This is a genomic window from Enhydrobacter sp. (genome assembly GCA_025808875.1).
Taxonomy (GTDB): Bacteria; Pseudomonadota; Alphaproteobacteria; order Reyranellales; family Reyranellaceae; genus Reyranella.
Genome location: CP075528.1, coordinates 533,683 through 550,748 on the forward strand (window position 1 = coordinate 533,683; position 17,066 = coordinate 550,748).

Consider the following 17,066-nt stretch of genomic DNA (forward strand, 5'->3'; position numbering starts at 1 on the left):
CAACAGACCAACGCAGCTCCCGCTTCCGCAACGGGCCGGGACGCTGCGCGACATGGGGACTTCGCGCCCCGGCCCGTTGCATCACCGTCCTTGAAGGGACAATCGAACGACCAGGAGACGCCGGTTCTTCCAACATAGCCGTGGTCCGAAAAATCAGGGCAGGTCAGCTTCTCGATGCAGACAAGTTGTACCAATTCCTTGTGCGTTCACCGGCCGGAACGATTGCCGACGCGGCACGCCAGAAGATCGACGCGGCGATTCCCGATATTCTGAATGAGCCGTTCTTTGCAGAGGTCGTGCGCGACGCAATTGCAGCCTGGCGAAGCAATAAGAACTATCTTGGCCTTTCGCCTACCCAAGCGGATACTTTCATCATAGTGATGCGGTTGGCGCATGGGATCGTCCATCTCGCGGGCCGAGACGTCGATCATCGAACGTTTTCGCGTCGTACCGTGAAAGACAGCAAGGCTTTGGAGCGCTTCGAAGGCCGTATCGCTCAACTGCTCAAGCGGCGGAACGCGGGACTGGCTGGTGACGAGTCGAGGGAAATTCTGGAGGCCTCCGGCATTGTCCGGCGGGCGCACCTCCTTCAGGTGAAGGGCCCTCTGCGCTTGTCGTCCGACGCCCTTACGATCGAGGGGACAGGTGAGATGTTCATTGGCTTGCCCTGGGCCGCGGCCCAGCAAGCGACGTTGATGAAACCGGTCGACTACATCATCACCATCGAGAACCCGACCAGCTTCTGGCGCTACTGCACGGAGATTGGAGGATGCTACCTCGCCCTTCTGAGTGACGGCTTTCCAGCACGAGACGTTCTTTCCAGCATGATGCATTTGGTAAAAGCGGCGCGGAGCATCACCGATGCGCCCATCTATCATTGGGGCGACATTGATGCGGGTGGTGTTCGGATTGCCGCACATCTCGAGGACGCGTTCAGCATTCCAGTGTTATTGCATCAAATGCAGCCACTACTTGCCATGGAGTTGGGGGCGTCGTTGCAATCGCGCCAAGGCCTACAACGACTTGCCACTAGAACCGGTGATGTCGGCGAGCTCGCTCGCTGGCTTTGTACAGATGAGGCAAAGGCGCTTGAACAGGAAGAGCTTGATCCTAGGGCGCCGCGGGAGTTGTCGCCATAGAGCGAAATCGCCCGACAGCGATTGCTGTTGGCAACGAGGGTAGTATCGAGGCTATCTAGCCACGAAGCCCGAGGCGGCGCAGCCAAGCGTCGACCTGGCCAAACGCATCCTGCTGCCACTGTTCCGGCGTTCGATCTCCCAGGATCTGACTCGCCTGAACGAATTGCTTTACGCAGGTAGGACCGAAGTCATCCACGGTCGTGAACTTTGCGTCAATGAAGCGATATCCAGCCTCGCCGCTGCCCTCGGCGAGAATCACCCTGCATTCCTCAGCCAGCACCTCGGGACCTCCCGGGTAGTTCCGGATGCAGAAGTAGATGTCGTAGGCGTCCTTTTGCTTGTACCGGCCGTTCAGAGCATGGCCTTTCATGGCGAGTAACGCCGGGATGGAGCAGACGGCCACCTCCACGCGATTGGTGCCGCCTTCGGGCATCGGGCCTTCGATCGCCACCATCTTGTAGAAGGTCGTCACCAGATCAGCGCCGTCTGCGCGCTGTACCGCGAAGTTGCTGATCAAGGGCGGCTTGTTCTTCACGATCTCTGCGTCACGCGGCATCAGGAAGTCGACAATGATCTCAATGGCGGGCCCACCGTCGGGGGGCTGAACGGTACGCGCAAGCTGGAATCGGCGCAGGCCCTCGCGTTGCCGGTAGCCGTGTTCCTGGAGGGCCCCCACAAGCGTCGCGTACTCCCCGTCACCCAAAGCTTCCGCATCGAGGCCGAGATCAACGTCGAGTGTACCGACATGGGGCATGTCGTCATTCTCGAGCAGCAGCCACGGGACGGCGCCGCCGATCACGGCGAACCTGCCTTTGAAGGCGCCGAGGATCTGGCCGATCTCCACCAGGACGGACTTCACCGCAGCCGTGGTCCGATCGTCATAGTCTGTCGCCGATTGCGGTTCGCCGGGCGTCATTTCCATGACAGTTTCTCTTGTCTCAAATGATCGGCCGCTTCCCGGCCCCGCTCTCCCGCCTGCGCGAGGTCGAGGTAGGTCTGGACAGGACTGGTGCACACTGCGCCCGGCGCCGGTTCGACAACGTCGAGGAAGAGGCCACTGTCCTTCGGCACCATGACCACGACATTCTCGCCCTTTTGAGCGGAAGCCAGCTTCAGGTCCCTCTTCAATCGGTCTATCGCATCCGTCTCGGCGTAGAAATAGTGCGTAGAGGTCCGGCCATAAGGCGCCAGCCACTGCGCGGCTGAAAACGATGCGAGCGCGATCTGCCCGCTCCCGGAGTTGCTGCCTAACGCCTGGCGTGCTGCCTCGTCGAACGGCCGGCCATGCAGCGTCGTATAGAATCCCTCGCGCCTCGCGACTGGTGATTCGTAGTCCTCTCGCCACGCGTCGAGCAGGGCGTCGGGCTTACTGAGAACAAGTCCTCCCTCAGAAAGCTTCGCCCATTCATTGTCGATCAGTGCCGACCGCACATTGCTCACATGGCCGAGGCTGACCTGGGCTGCGCCGGCAAGTTCGGCGACGCGCCATGGCCGAGCCGGCTTGCGCAACAGCACGCGCAGGATGCGAGCTGATTTCGGCTTGAAGAGGGATTTGAGTTCGCGATGCGCCGCCACCGGCTTGTTGGGCACCAGCCGTTCGATGAACACGCCATCGAACACCAGCCGGGCATTGCCCTCGAGATCGAGAAATCCCACCTTCTCGTTCCGGCAGAGGGCTTGCGCTTCGGCCGAGAGGTAGGGCGCGATGAAGATCGGCAAAGAGCCCGGCTCGTGATGGGCCACGTAGTTGCGCAACTGCAGCAGACCCGTGCGGACATGTCGAGGCTGCCCGCTCGATTTAAGTTCGCAAACGATGGAGTAGCGCTGGCCGGAGACGTTGATCCTCGCGAGAATGTCGATGCCGCGATCCGGCCCGTCTGGCTCGATGCTCACGTCGCGAATTTTGATCGCGGGCACTTCCTCCAGAAGCGAGGTCAGCGCTCTTACGGCCTGCTGCTCCAGGACTTTCACTGAATTGGACACTTTCAGCATTCGCTGAAAATACATGGTGTGGTGAAATCCTGTCAATCGGATTTCAGTGATTTCCCTTATTTCAACAAACGCTGAAACACGGTGCCACACTGAAAGCAAAGAGCAGTGGTTGCTATGGGCGCATCCGGCTTTGCCGCAACGACTCCCTAGTCGGCCCCTTACGGGGGTTAGATGCCTCCCGAAGCCGCCCTTCGGTTGCCGGAGGGAAGGGGGTCATCGCTTCGGTGACGGCCCCTCGCAAAGAGAAATCGGGCTGGCACGCCTTCCGTTCCCGCACTGCCGGCAATCGAGAGGGAGGGGGCTGCGCCGGCCTCCGTGACGGATTTTCAGGTCGAGAGAGAGTCTCCCGGCCGTCCGTCGCGGAGTATCCCGACATGGCAAAAGCCGTTCAGAAGATCATCCTCAGCGCCTCGCGCGACATTCCCTTCAACAAGTTGGTGCTCAGCCAGTCGAACGTCCGGCGTCTGAAGGCGGGCATCTCGGTCGAGGACCTGGTCGAGGACATCGCCCGGCGCGGGCTCCTGCAGAGTCTCAACGTCCGGCCGGTGGTCGACGCCGAAGGCGCCGAGACCGGCCAGTTCGAGATCCCGGCCGGTGGCCGCCGCTACCGGGCCCTCGAACGCCTGGTCAGGCAGAAGCGCCTGTCGAAGACGGCGCTCATCCCCTGCATCGTGCGCGATCCCAACGTCGAGGTGTCGGCGGAGGAGGACTCGCTGGCGGAGAATGTCCAGCGCGTTGCCCTGCATCCGCTGGATCAGTTCCGTGCCTTCAAGGCTTTGTACGCCAAGGGTGCCAGCCAGGAGGAGATCGCCGCCCGCTTCTTCGTCGCACCGGTCGTGGTCAAGCAGCGGCTGCGTCTGGCCGCCGTGTCGGAGAAGCTCCTTGACGTTTACGCCGAGGACGGCATGACCCTGGAGCAACTCATGGCGTTCACCGTCACCACCGATCATGCCCGCCAGGAGCAGGTCTGGGAGGCGCTTCAGCAATCCTACGACAAGGAGCCGTACCTGATCCGGCGCCGGCTCACCGAGAGCACCGTCCGCGGCTCGGATCGGCGGGCGCGGTTCGTCGGTGCCGAGGCTTACGAAGCTGCTGGTGGCGTGATCCTGCGGGACCTGTTCGAGGACGACAACGGTGGCTGGCTTGAGGATATCGCCTTGCTCGACCGGTTGGCGACCGAGAAGCTGGCAGCGGAGGCCCAGGCGATCGCCACCGAAGGCTGGAAGTGGATCGAGGTGGCCGTCGATTTCCGCTATGGCCACACGAGCCATCTTCGGCAACTCGACGGCGTGACACTCGAGCTCACGCCAGAGGAGCAGATGACCTTCGATGCGCTGACCGCTGAGTACGCCAAGCTCGAAGGCGAATACGAAGGTGCCGACGAGCTGCCGGACGAGGTCGACGCCCGGCTCGGCGAGATCGAGACAGCGCTTACGGCCCTCGAGAACCGGCCCGTGCGCTATGAGCCGGCCGAGATCGCGCGCGCCGGCGCGTTTGTCAGCATCGACGCCGACGGAAAGCTTACAGTCGATCGAGGCTTTGTCCGGCCGGAGGATGAGCCGTCGATGCAAACCGGCGGCGAAGGGCCGATGGAAGGGGAGACCCATGAGGCCGGCGGGACAGTTGCTGCCGCTTCCGACGTGCAACGCACCGTCATCACCATTGGCGGCGGCGAGCCCGATGATGACGACGACGGCAGCGACGACGCCATCAGGCCGCTGCCCGAGCGGCTCGTGGGTGAACTGACGGCCCACCGCACGCTGGCCCTGCGCGATGCGGTGGCGAACAACCCGCGCGTCGCCCTGACTGCGCTGCTGCACAAGCTCTGCCTCGACACCTTCCAGCACAGCGCGCCCGGCGCATGCCTGGAAGCCTCGGTGCGGCATGTGTTTTTCCCCGTCCAGGCGGCCGACCTGAAGGACAGCCCCTCCGCCAAGGCGGTCGCCGCGCGGCACGAGACCTGGAAGGCCGAGTTGCCCAAGGATGACGACGCACTTTGGGACTGGCTCGCTGCCCTCGACGACACCCGTCGCGTCGCATTGCTCGCGCATTGCGTCTCGTTCGGGGTGAACGCCCTCTACGAGAAGGGCGACCGCCATGGCGGTCCGGGCGTCTCGGCGCACGGTGTCCAGCAGCGTACCGCCCAGGCCGACCGGCTCGCCCGCGCCGTCGGCCTCGACATGGTGGAAGCCGGCTGGCGGCCCAGCGTCGACAACTACCTCGGCCGCGTCACCAAGCCCCGTATTCTCGACGCGGTGCGGGAGGCCAAGGGTGAGCAGGCCGCGCAGCTCATCGACCACCTGAAGAAGACCGAGATGGCGAAGGAGGCCGAGCGGCTGCTGGACGGCACGGGCTGGCTGCCCGAACCGCTGCGGCCCTCCGACAGCGAGGACGTGTCCAACACGCCCACCGACACGGTGGAGGAGCTTCCCGCTTTCCTCGCCGACTGCGATGGCCAGGATGCCGCCACGGACGAATCGGAGCCGCATCCCATCGCCGCCGAATAGCCGCGACCCGCGGGGCGGCTTCGGCCGCCCGCGTTCTCGCCGCCAATCGTTGGAGAAGCCCGGCCGCTGTGCCGGGCTTTTTTCGTTGAGAGCTTCGTCACTTCCGATGCCCAAGGGGAGAGGGAGAGGACGGCCGGGACGGGTTTGAGCCGGCGGGGTCGAGAGAGCGCCCCTTGGTTCGGACCGTTCCCGCTCTCTCGAGGTCTCCTCATGTCGAATCTTTCCATCTCAGCGGCCACGCAGGTGCCGCTGCACTCACTCGCCTGCGCTTCTGCCGATCTGCCCGCCGGTATTGGCGCGGCGGCGCACCTTCTTCTCCCTCACGTCGAACGCGGCCGTCACATCGATGCGGTCATCCTGCGTGCCGCCATGGAGCAGGCCTTCGGCGGCTCCGATGCGGCCGGCGCCTGGGACTGGAAGACCGCCTACGACGCCTGTGAAGCGGCGACCGTGCTGTTCCTCCGCAAGTTCGGCCTGGTCATTCGGACGCGGGCTGGGTCGCCGGCTGCCGAACTGTCATTGCTCGGCAAGATCGCGGCGCTTCTGCCCACCCATACGAGGCGCTCCGAGGAGAGCCAGGCGCTGCAGCAGTTCTCGACGCCGATCGAGCTCGCATTCGCCGCCGCCACCGCGGCTGCGATCACCCCGGCCGATGTCGTGCTCGAGCCCTCGGCCGGTACGGGCTTGCTCGCTATCTTTGCTGAACTCGCGGGCAGCCGGCTGGCCCTGAATGAGCTGGCCGAAACCCGCGCGGCGTTGCTCGGGCGGCTCTTCCCCAGCGCTGCGACGACTCACCACGACGCGGCGCACATCCACGATCATCTCGACGATGCCGTGCGCCCGAGCGTCGTGCTGATGAATCCGCCGTTCTCGGCCGCGGCGCATGTCGACGGTACTGTCGCGGACGCCGCGCTGCGCCATGTAGCCTCCGCACTTGCCCGCCTCGCTGAGGGCGGGCGGCTGGTCGCGATCACCGGTGCCAGTCTTTCGCCGGACCATCCGTCATGGCGCGATGCCTTCATCCGTCTCCAGGAGCGCGGACGCGTTGTGTTTACCGCCGCCGTCGATGGGCGCGTCTATGCCCGTCACGGCACCATGGTCGAGACTCGGCTGACGGTCATCGATCGTGTGCCCGCCTACGATCCGAGTTGTTTTCCGGCATCGCCAGGCATGGCGCCCGACGCTGCCACGCTGCTTGAGTGGGTGACCACCTGCGTACCGGCGCGCTTGCATGTTGACGGCGCGGTCGTGCTTCCGGCACTCATCCATCCCGTCGCGGTCGGACCGAGCCGCAGGCCCGCACGAAAGCCGCTCGCCGTTGCGAGCAGTTCACTCGCACGAGCGGGCACCGAACTCGCGTACGAGACCGTCGACTGGAAGCCGGCTGAGCGCGGCGGCCTCACCGAGGCGCTGTATGAAGGCTACGACCTGCAGTCGATCCGGATCGCCGGCGCCCGTCCGCATCCGACCCGGCTCGTGCAATCCGCGGCAATGGCCTCGGTCGCGCCGCCCAAGCCCTCTTACGGGCCGCACCTGCCGGCCGACGCCGTCAGCGTCGGACTGCTGTCCGATGCCCAGCTCGAGAGTGTCATCTATGCCGGCGAGGCGCACAGCGGCCACCTCGCCGGATCGTGGGTGGTGGACGAGACCTTCGACCTCGTCTCGGCTGCGCCCGACGATGCCGAGAGCGCCGTCCGCTTCCGGCGCGGCTGGATGCTGGGCGACGGCACCGGCGCCGGCAAAGGCCGCCAGGTCGCCGGCATCCTTTTGGACAACTGGCTAAAAGGCCGCCGTCGTGCGGTGTGGATCTCGAAGTCCGACAAGCTGATCGAGGATGCCCAGCGCGACTGGTCGGCGCTCGGTATGGAGCGGCTGCTGGTGACGCCACTCGCCCGCTTCCGACAGGGAACGCCGATCCGGCTCGAGCAGGGCATCCTTTTTGCCACCTACGCCACGCTACGGACCGACGCGCGCGAGGAAAGGGTTTCGCGGGTCCGCCAGATCGTCGATTGGCTGGGGGCGGACTTCGACGGAGTGATCGTGTTCGACGAGAGCCATGCCATGGCCAATGCCGCCGGCGGCAAAGGCGAGCGCGGCGACCAGGCGCCATCGCAGCAGGGCCGTGCCGGACTGCGCCTGCAGCATGCGCTGCCGAATGCCCGCGTGGTCTACGTCTCGGCCACGGGCGCCACCACGGTGCACAATCTCGCTTATGCCCAGCGGCTCGGTCTCTGGGGCGGCGAGGACTTCCCCTTCGCCACGCGCGCCGAGTTCGTCCAGGCGATCGAGGCCGGCGGCGTCGCCGCCATGGAGGTGCTGGCCCGCGATCTCAAGGCGCTCGGTCTCTATGCCGCCCGGTCGCTGTCATACGAGGGCGTCGAATACGAGTTGGTCGAGCACGCGCTCACGCCCGAGCAGGTCCGCATCTACGACGCCTATGCCGGCGGTTTCCAGATCATTCACAACAACCTCGACGCCGCCCTGCAGGCTGCCAACGTCACCGGCGAGCGCGGCACCCTCAATGCGCAGGCGAAGTCGGCGGCGCGCTCGGCCTTCGAGTCTGCCAAGCAGCGGTTCTTCTCGCACCTCATCACCTCGATGAAGACGCCGACGCTGATCGGGGCGATCGAGCGCGACCTTTTAGCCGGCCATGCCGCCGTCATCCAGATCGTCTCCACCGGCGAGGCCTTGATGGAACGCCGGCTGGCCGACATCCCGACCGAGGACTGGGGCGATGTCCAGGTCGACATCACGCCGCGCGAGTATGTGCTCGACTACCTGGCGCATAGCTTCCCGACCCAGCTCTTCGAGCCCTTCACGGACAGCGAGGGCAATCTCTCCTCGCGACCGGTCTACCGCGATGGCCAGCCCGTGCAGTGCCGGGATGCCGTCGAGCGCCGCGACAGACTGATCGAGCGGCTGGCCGCGCTGGCCCCCGTGCAAGGCGCGCTCGACCAGATCGTGCAGCGTTTCGGCACCGACCTGGTCGCCGAGGTCACCGGCCGGTCTCGGCGGATCGTGCGCAAGGGGGACCGGCTCTGCGTCGAGAACCGTCCTGGGTCTGCCAACTTGGCCGAAGCGCAGGCGTTCATGGACGACTGCAAGCGGATCCTGGTGTTCTCCGACGCCGGAGGCACCGGCCGCTCCTATCACGCCGACCTTTCAGCCCGGAACCAGCGGCTGCGCGTCCACTACCTGCTGGAGGCGGGCTGGAAGGCCGACACCGCCATCCAGGGCCTGGGCCGCAGCAATCGGACGAACCAGGCACAGCCGCCGCTGTTCCGGCCAATCGCCACCGACGTTAAGGCGGAGAAGCGGTTCCTGTCGACCATCGCCCGCCGGCTCGACACGCTCGGCGCCATCACCAAGGGCCAGCGCCAGACCGGCGGCCAGGGACTGTTCCGGGCAGACGACAATCTCGAATCGCCCTATGGCCGTGCCGCCTTGCGGCAGCTCTACCTCCTGCTGTTCGCCGGCCAGGTCGAGGGCTGTTCGCTCATGGCCTTCGAGGAGGTCACCGGCCTGCATCTGACCGACCAGGACGGCAGCCTGCGCGAGGAGTTGCCGCCGATCACGACCTTCCTCAACCGGCTGCTGGCGCTCACTATCCAGTTGCAGAACACGCTGTTCGGCGTCTTTGAGGGTTTGCTGCAGGCGAAGATCGAAGGGGCGCAGGCCTCCGGCACCTACGACGTCGGCGTCGAGACGCTGACCGCCGAGAGCCTGGTCGTGACCGACCGGCGCTCGCTCTATGTCCATCCGCAGACCGGCGCGGAGACCCAAGTGTCCACCATCCGTCGGCGGGAGCGCAATCGGCCGTTCTCGCTCACCGAAGCGTTGGATCGCGCGGACGATCCGCGCGCCATGTTGCTGGTCAATGCGCAGTCCGGCCGCGCAGCCGTGCAAGTCCCGGCAGCCAGCGTCATGCTCGACGATGGCGAGGTCGAACGCCGTGTCCGCCTGCTGCGGCCAATGGAGCGGACGGCGATGCCGTCGGCAGCGCTGGCGCAGACGCACTGGGAGCAGGCCGATCGCGTCGCGTTCACCGAAGCCTGGAAGCGGGAACTCGTCGAGATTCCTGCCTTTACCGACAGCGATCTCCACGTCGTCACGGGATTGCTGCTGCCGATCTGGAAGCGCCTGCCGGATGATTCCATGCGGGTTTACCGCCTGCAGACGGATGCCGGAGAGCGCGTGATCGGCCGGCTGGTTTCGCCGGCCTGGGTGGCGCAGGCCGTCAGCGGCGATGGCGTGAGCATTGCACCGGCGGATGCCTGGACCGCCGTCCTCGACGGTCGAACCATCCTCGAGCTGCAGGACGGGCTCAGCCTGCGCCGCGCCAGGGTGATGGGCCTGTTCCGGGTCGAACTCTGCGGCTTCACCGACGGGATGGTCGATCGCCTGAAGGCGATGGGCCTCATCTCCGAAATCATCGCCTGGAAGCTGCGCCTGTTCGTGCCGACCGGCGCCGCCGGTCCCGCGATACTCGCCGGGCTGATGGAACGCCACCCGATCGTGCGTATCGCCGATCGGGTCGCGGCGTGAGGCCGCCGTCATGTCGTTGCCCGCCGCCGACCTCGCCCGCCGCCTCGCGCGCAATGCCGAGGCGGTGTGCCGTCACTATCTCTCCAACGGCCATCGCGAGGGTCGTTACTGGCTGGTCGGCGATGTCGCCAACACCCGGGGCCGCAGCCTGTTCGTCCGCTTGAGCGGACCCGACCACGGCAAGGGTGCCGCCGGTAAATGGACCGACGCCGCCACCGGCGAACATGGCGACCTTTTAGACCTCATCGCCCTCAATCGCGGTCTCGATCGCCTGCGCGATATCCTGGACGAGGCACGCGCGTTCCTCGCCTTGCCGCCAGACCCGCTTGCGCCACGGCAGAATCGTTTTCCCGCGCCGCGCGGTTCGCCTCAGTCCGCACGGCGTCTCTACGCCATGTCCAAGCCGATCGCAGGCACGCTGGTGCAAAGATACCTGCACAGCCGGGGTATCGTAACCGTCTCAGCGCGCGATCCGCTGCGCTTCCATCCGCGCTGCTACTATCGCCCCGACGAGCACAGCCCGACCGAGACCTGGCCGGCCATGATCGCCGCAGTGACCGACCTTGGCGGCAGGATCACCGGAGTGCACCGCACCTGGCTCGACCGGTCTGGCCAAGACAAGGCGCCCATCGACTCGCCGCGACGGGCCATGGGTCATCTTCTCGGGCATGGTGTCCGCTTCGGTGTGGCCGACGAGGTGATGGCCGCCGGGGAGGGGATCGAGACCATGCTGTCGCTGCGCAGCGTGCTACCGACCCTGCCGATGGTCGCCGCGCTCTCGGCCACCCATCTCGCGGCACTGCTGCTTCCACCGACCTTGCGCCGTCTCTATGTCGCACGCGATGCCGATCCGGCCGGAGATGCCGCGATGGCCAGCCTGTGCAACCGTGCCGAGGCCGCCGGAATCGAGGTGGGTAGCCTGTTGCCCTGCTTCGACGACTTCAACGAGGATCTCCGCCGCCTGGGAGCGGAAAGTCTCCGAGCATCCGTGCGCCCCCAACTCGCTCCGCAGGACATTGTTCGCTTCCTGGCCTTGGCTACGGCGTGACGGGATGAGCAGGGGCACGGCGGTTCGCTTCGTCGCCGGTCGCTCTGTTGCCCTTCGGATCGGACCAGGGCGCGCCCCGGCCTTCTAAGAGGGCGATCGGACGGCAAGCCGCCCAGCCCCGCAACAGCGGTCCTTCGGCTTTCTTCCCCTGCCGGCTGACGCCGGCATTCCTCGCGAGGCAAGAAAGCCTCGGCCCGCCGTCCTCCGCTCTGCTCCGGCCGCAAGCGCGGTGCGGGACCGTTCCGCCCGCCGTCAGTCGACGCCCACGAAGGCCGCGATGGGCGCGGCCGATCCGACAAAGGACATCATCATGGCGACCGACCGCGACGATCCCGAATTCGAGCCCGTACACGTCTCATCCCCGACCGATCACGTCCTCACCGAACTGCAGCTCTACGGTCATCGTCCCTTCCAGGACGAGCCCGATCCCCGGCCGTTGCCGGAAGCCCAGACCATCACTGGCGCCGTCGTCGATATCTTCGATGCGCTTGTCGCGACCCTCACCGACACCCGTCTCGAGCCCGACCTCGAGGAGCTTCTGTGGTCGACCGTCAACCTGTTCCATCGCGCCACCCAACGCATCGAGCGTGAACTCGACGGCAACGAGCAGGCGCAACGCCGCAGCCAGAAGGAGCAGAACGGCTCGGAGGTGCGCTCGGTCGAGCTGGAGCGTCTCGTCGCCGAGGGCCTGACCCTGATCGAACGCCGCAATGCCATGGAACTCTTTCGCGAACAGGCCGCCGATCGCTTCGAGGTTCACACCGGCTCGTCCTGGCGGCCGCGCACCGGGTCGATGGTCAATCACCGAGCGCTCACCGCGGCAATGATCGACAGCCGGGATTTTCTCGCCGCCCGCCGTCGGGCCGAGACCGAGCTGCTGGCGCCTGCGGGCCCCAAGATCGCATTCACCGGCGGGATGGACTTCAACGACCATCAGCTGATCTGGAGCATGCTCGACAAGGTCCGCGTCAAGCATCCCAACATGGTGCTGCTGCACGGCGGCTCGCCGACCGGGGCCGAGCGCATCGCCGCCCGCTGGGCCGACGACCGCAAGGTGGCTCACATCCCCTTCAAGCCCGACTGGACCCGCCACGCCAAGGCCGCGCCGTTCAAGCGCAACGACCAGATCCTGGAAGTCCTGCCGATCGGCGTCATCGTCTTCCCGGGTTCGGGCATCCAGGAGAACCTCGCGGACAAGGCCCGCAAACTCGGCATCCCGGTCTGGCGCTTCGGTGCGGGCGGCGCGTAACAGGCTGTGCGAAAACGCCGCGCCGCTGATCGGGCTTCGGCGACATGGTCGGTGCGTGGGTCTCCAACGCGCTACCTTGTCTCGACTGTGAGGTGCGCAATCTCGTGGACTGGGGCGAGCCTCTCACGCACCGTCTCGAGGTCCGCACCCATGACGCTTACGATCGCGGCGTGCGCGCTGGGTCCGACCCGCCATACGTGGAGGTCGATGATCCGTGCGTCGCCCGGCCCTTCGACCTGCTGGCGAACCTCGTCCTCAAGGTGTGGATCGGAGGCGTCGAGGAGCACGGCGGCCGTGTCCCGCATCAGCGTCCACGACCAGGTGGCGATGACGACCGCGCCGACGATGCCCACCACTGGGTCGAGCCAGACCCAGCCGAGGTGGCGACCGCCGAGGAGTGCCACGATGGCGAGCACCGAGGTGAGCGCATCCGCGAGCACGTGGACGTAGGCCGAGCGCAGATTGTTGTCGTGATGCTGATGGCCGGCGTGGCCGTGGTCGTGAGGGTGATCGTGGCCACGGTGGTGATGGCCGCCACCAAGGAGAGCGGCGCAGGCGATATTTACAAATAGGCCCACGATGGCAATAATCGTTGCTCCGCCAAACGCGACCGGACGTGGGTCGAACACTCGGCCGACCGACTCGATAGCGATGCCGAACGCCACGAGACCAAGCACTAAAGCGGAAGCGAAGCCGGCGAGATCACCGACCTTCCCCGTCCCGAAGCTGAAGCGTCGGCTTGTGGCATGCCGCTTCGCGTAAGCGTAGGCACCTGCCGTGACACCGAGTGCGCCGGCATGCGTCGCCATGTGAAAGCCGTCGGCCAGCAACGCCATTGAGTTGAACAGCGCGCCGGCGACAATCTCGCCGACCATCATCAGGGCAGTGAGGATCACAACCCACAATGTGCGCCGGGCGTTCTCGTCGTGGCGCTGGCCCAAGAAGACGTGGTCGTGCCTCAGTGCGTCCCCGTGAGGATACTGCGACATTGAGTGTTCCTTACTTCGCGTAGCGGCGCACGACCGCGATCAGCTCTTCGGCGCCGGCCGCGCGCGCTTTGTTGTCGAGATCGGCACGGGCGACATGCTCACGCACATGATCTTCGATCAGCTCGTCCATGAGGCCGCCTATTGCGCCGCGGACGCCCGCGACCTGATGCAGAATCGCCGAGCAACCTGCCTCATGGCCGATCGCCTTCTCGATTGCAGCCATCTGCCCGGAGATGCGCCGGACCCGCGCGAGAAGGTGGTCTTTGTTGGATTTAGTATGCCCCATAGGGTAGAGCCCTACCCTATATGAGGGGCCGAAGGTAGCAAGTTCTGAGGCGTCCGGACGCCGCACAGAAGTCGCTAACTGGAGCGGTTATGCGCTGTGTCGCTGGAGATGATCGGCATCAGGCGACATTGTTGCCGCCCGTCTTGGACGAGAATGCCGACAATGCCGCGCCTGTTCGCGTCGTCGATGAATTCGTCGACGGTATCGACTTTGCCGCGCTCGGATTTGAGCGCGCAGCGCCAGCATCTACAGGCAGGCCTGGAAATGCCCGCGCGACCTTCTGAATCCCTACATCTATGACTAACTGAATGAAGCCCGCTGGTCGCGCCGCCTTGAGCGCGAGTGCCGCCAACGCCCGGTGAGTGCCTCGCGGGCCCGCGTCGTCATGACGACAGACCTATCGGGAAGAAAAACTCTAAGCCTGGTCTCAGTCGCAGGGTCATTCGGTGCAAGTGGGCTGGCTTTAATGATCGGTGGCTCCCGCGCTAGCTGGCGCAGCAGTCGTCACCTTTGTCCCCTTGAATTGGCGGGCAAGGCACCGACCCATAGGAACAGAACACGCAGCAATCACCCTGCTTGGGCTTGAGTAGCGTGTTGCAGGCCGTGCACTCGTAGAAATACTGGCACGCGTTGGTTGGCATCGTCTCGACCTTCGCGACGCCGCAGCTCGGGCAGGTCAGGGTCGATTGGAGAAGGACGGTCATATCGGGGGCTCGATCCAGAAGGTAAGGGCCAACAAGCCGACGGCCAATACCAGAGCGATCTTGTTACCCCAGTCGACTGTCGGGCGATTGCACGTTGCACCGGGGGCGCAAAGTCGCGCCCGCCCCTGACGCCACATGATGAAGCCGGCGGCGCCCAGGCAAATCACGGCGCCGTAGAGCAACTCCTGCTGATACTGCGCCGCGAGGTAGCCGACGCCGACAAGGGAGGCGGCACTTATTCCCAGGAGTGACAGGGCGACGGGCAGGGCACAGCACGAGGCCACCCCGAAGGCCGCAAGCAGACCGCCAGCGGCCAGGACCGTCTTTGCAGTGTCAGCGACGGTTGGTCCTCTCGGCGCCGATCCCGTGGTCTTGCTCTCGGTCATTCGCAATGATGTACACCCTGTAGGAACTCCAGACTCAATACCCAAGAAACATCAAAGGAATGTGATGCCATGTCGGCCCCAGACATCTTCTTGATCGGCGTTCTGTCCGAGCGCTCAGGCGTGAACATCGAAACCATCCGTTACTACGAACGCGCCGGCCTGCTGCAGAAACCGGCCCGAAGTCCCGGCGGCTATCGGCTCTATCGGACCGTCGATGTCACGCGTCTTTCCTTCATCCGTCGCGCGAGGGACCTCGGCTTCTCGCTCGACGAGATCCGCCATCTGCTCGACCTTGCCGATCAGAAATTCCGGTCCTGCCGGCGAGTGCATGACATCGGCCTCACGCACCTGACGGAAGTTCGCGCCAAGATCCGGGATCTGCGACGGATGGAAGGCATCCTCGCCACGATGGTCAAGGCCTGTGCCAATGGCACAATGCCGACATGCCCGCTCTTAGAGGTATTGGCATCAGCTTGACTGACCCGCCTATCGAGGCTCCCGCCGTTTCACACAGCCTGGTAAGCGCCGCCTTTTGGCCAACTTCACAGTCGACAGTTACTAGGTCGCGCCATGGTGGTGGTGGAAGGCGCAGCCGTTCGACTCTTGTCACGGAGATCCACCATGCTTGCCATCGTTCTCGGCGTTTTCGGCCTCGGCTTCTGCTGCTGGCTCCTGTTCACGCTCGCCATCTATGCGCTTCCCTTCCTTGCCGGATTGACCGCGGGCCTCGCTGCCTTTGACAGCGGGGGAGGAGTCGTCGGAGCGCTCATCGTCGGCTTTCTTGCCGGCGGTGCGACCCTTGCGCTCGGGCAGATTGGCTTCGCCACCACCCGTACGCCGCTGATCCGCGCCATCATCGGCCTGCTCTACGCCGTGCCGGCGACCGTCGCCGGCTATCAGGTGTCGCTGGCGCTAGCCGGCATCGGCATGTCCACCGGCAACTGGCAGATGGCATTTGCCGTTGTCGGCGCCGTTCTCGCTGGTGTCACGGCCTTCTCGCGCATGACGCTGTTTCTTCCACCGTCGGACGAGCGGGGCATCGGGAGAACTCACTCGCCGGTTAGCTGGCAGCCGCACGACCAGAGACGCTGACGCTTTCTGCGTCCTCATCGTCGAGATTGGTGAAGATGGGTGGCGAGCGCTCGTTGCGATGCGCGAGCGTGAACGCGGCCACCGGATAGCGCTTCGATGAGCCCGTGTTTTCTGCACAGCCGACAAGATGCTGGGTTGTGGTCGCCGTCTACGCCGGGTTGGCCGCAGACGGCAGCCATCCCATTTCTACGCTACGGCCGCCTTCACTTCGCCTGGCCTGCCGGACCTCTTGTGCAGGACCCTTCAGGTTAGCCACGACTTCTCCCGAGGATGCTGTTCGGCGTGCGACCCACGGCCTCTCCTTGGCTTGATCTAGCCGTAGGACGGCGGTGCCTCGATCGCCTGAGCCGCAACGGCGTCGGTTCGACTTTCCTCCCCTGGGCTTCGCCCATTCCTCGCGAGGCAAGAAAGTCGCCCCGCCGCCGTCCTCCGCTGTGCTCCGGCCCGCGAGCGGGTGCAGCGTCGATCGCCTCCGGCAAACGATCGCCATCGAGGCCGCGATGGTCGCGGGGCTCGAAACAGCAAGGAGAAGTGACATGGCCAACATCGGTTCCTTCAAGAAGTCCGGCAACGAGTACCAGGGCGAGATCGTCACCCTGAGCGTCCAGACCAAGGGCGTGCGCATCGTCCCCGAGGCCAACCGCTCGAATGACAATGCCCCCAGCCACCGGGTCTTCGTCGGCCGCGCCGAGATCGGGGCCGCCTGGTCGAAGCGCTCCAACGAGGGCCGAGATTACCTCTCGCTCAAGCTCGACGATCCGAGCTTCAACGCGCCGATCTTCGCCAACCTGTTCGACGACGAGGACGGCGAGGGTTCTTCCCTGATCTGGTCGCGCAGCCGCAAGAAGAACGGCGAGTAAGCCGACGCCCCCGAGGCCCCGCCCGGTTCGCCGGGCGGGGCTTTTTCTTTGGCCATCATGCGCCCTGAAGCAGTGGCGCCGACAATGGTGAAAGCTTCACCTCAAAACTTCGAATTGCTTGCGAGAATGCACCGCTTATCCGTCGCCTAGACCCGCAAATACTCGACATCGTGTCCGGTGGGCATTCGCCAGTGAGCAGCGTGCAAAGAACGGAAGCTGCGCCGTCGATTTCCCCATGCTGACAAAGCACAGCTTCCAGTTACCGGGTC

Annotated in this window: 14 protein-coding genes; 9 read left to right on the plus strand and 5 right to left on the minus strand. The window is 65.3% G+C overall.

Going from position 1 to position 17,066, the window contains the following annotated elements; all coding sequences use genetic code 11:
• Positions 1-140 precede the first annotated feature (140 nt).
• Positions 141-1,139, plus strand: coding sequence for a hypothetical protein (locus KIT25_02575; protein ID UYN95852.1), 999 nt, complete (start codon positions 141-143; stop codon positions 1,137-1,139).
• Positions 1,140-1,194: 55 nt separating this feature from the next.
• Here the strand turns inward: KIT25_02575 and KIT25_02580 are convergent, their stop codons facing one another.
• Both KIT25_02580 and KIT25_02585 read right to left on the minus strand, forming a co-directional pair.
• Positions 1,195-2,055, minus strand: coding sequence for a nucleotidyl transferase AbiEii/AbiGii toxin family protein (locus KIT25_02580; GenBank protein ID UYN97799.1), 861 nt, complete (start codon positions 2,053-2,055; stop codon positions 1,195-1,197).
• Positions 2,052-3,131 carry a hypothetical protein gene (locus KIT25_02585; protein ID UYN95853.1) on the minus strand — a complete coding sequence of 360 codons (1,080 nt, stop codon included), beginning with the start codon at positions 3,129-3,131 and terminating at the stop codon, positions 2,052-2,054. Before KIT25_02585 ends, KIT25_02580 begins: the two co-directional genes overlap by 4 nt.
• A gap of 374 nt (positions 3,132-3,505) precedes the next feature.
• Here KIT25_02585 and KIT25_02590 point away from each other — a divergent pair, with 374 nt between their 5' ends.
• The 4 genes from KIT25_02590 (at position 3,506) to KIT25_02605 (ending at position 12,480) form a co-directional block, all read left to right on the plus strand.
• Positions 3,506-5,638, plus strand: a complete 2,133-nt coding sequence (locus KIT25_02590) for a ParB N-terminal domain-containing protein (protein UYN95854.1) — start codon at positions 3,506-3,508, stop codon at positions 5,636-5,638.
• 210 nt (positions 5,639-5,848) lie between these two features.
• A complete protein-coding gene (locus tag KIT25_02595) occupies positions 5,849-10,183 on the plus strand; it encodes a strawberry notch family protein (GenBank protein UYN95855.1) in 4,335 nt (1,444 codons plus the stop codon).
• 10 nt (positions 10,184-10,193) lie between these two features.
• The gene (locus KIT25_02600) at positions 10,194-11,231 is read left to right on the plus strand and encodes a toprim domain-containing protein (protein ID UYN95856.1); all 1,038 of its coding nucleotides are present in this window, start codon (positions 10,194-10,196) and stop codon (positions 11,229-11,231) included.
• 310 nt (positions 11,232-11,541) lie between these two features.
• Positions 11,542-12,480, plus strand: a complete 939-nt coding sequence (locus KIT25_02605; GenBank protein UYN95857.1) for a DUF2493 domain-containing protein — start codon at positions 11,542-11,544, stop codon at positions 12,478-12,480.
• 71 nt (positions 12,481-12,551) lie between these two features.
• Here the strand turns inward: KIT25_02605 and dmeF are convergent, their stop codons facing one another.
• The gene (dmeF, locus tag KIT25_02610; protein ID UYN95858.1) at positions 12,552-13,469 is read right to left on the minus strand and encodes a CDF family Co(II)/Ni(II) efflux transporter DmeF; all 918 of its coding nucleotides are present in this window, start codon (positions 13,467-13,469) and stop codon (positions 12,552-12,554) included.
• A gap of 10 nt (positions 13,470-13,479) precedes the next feature.
• The gene (locus KIT25_02615) at positions 13,480-13,755 is read right to left on the minus strand and encodes a metal/formaldehyde-sensitive transcriptional repressor (GenBank protein UYN95859.1); all 276 of its coding nucleotides are present in this window, start codon (positions 13,753-13,755) and stop codon (positions 13,480-13,482) included.
• Between the two features lie 143 nt (positions 13,756-13,898).
• On the opposite strand from KIT25_02615, the gene KIT25_02620 reads away from it, so the two are divergent.
• A complete protein-coding gene (locus KIT25_02620; protein UYN95860.1) occupies positions 13,899-14,039 on the plus strand; it encodes a hypothetical protein in 141 nt (46 codons plus the stop codon).
• Between the two features lie 416 nt (positions 14,040-14,455).
• Here KIT25_02620 and KIT25_02625 read toward each other — a convergent pair whose 3' ends face one another.
• Entirely contained in the window at positions 14,456-14,845 is a 390-nt protein-coding gene (locus KIT25_02625) for a mercuric reductase (GenBank protein UYN95861.1), read from the minus strand.
• A gap of 84 nt (positions 14,846-14,929) precedes the next feature.
• Between KIT25_02625 and KIT25_02630 the strand changes: the two genes are divergently transcribed.
• The 3 genes from KIT25_02630 (at position 14,930) to KIT25_02640 (ending at position 16,797) form a co-directional block, all read left to right on the plus strand.
• On the plus strand, positions 14,930-15,322 hold the full coding sequence (locus KIT25_02630; protein UYN97800.1) for a helix-turn-helix domain-containing protein: 393 nt from the start codon (positions 14,930-14,932) through the stop codon (positions 15,320-15,322).
• Between the two features lie 144 nt (positions 15,323-15,466).
• Positions 15,467-15,937 carry a hypothetical protein gene (locus KIT25_02635; protein UYN95862.1) on the plus strand — a complete coding sequence of 157 codons (471 nt, stop codon included), beginning with the start codon at positions 15,467-15,469 and terminating at the stop codon, positions 15,935-15,937.
• Between the two features lie 536 nt (positions 15,938-16,473).
• Positions 16,474-16,797 carry a DUF736 domain-containing protein gene (locus tag KIT25_02640; protein ID UYN95863.1) on the plus strand — a complete coding sequence of 108 codons (324 nt, stop codon included), beginning with the start codon at positions 16,474-16,476 and terminating at the stop codon, positions 16,795-16,797.
• Positions 16,798-17,066: the final 269 nt, after the last annotated feature.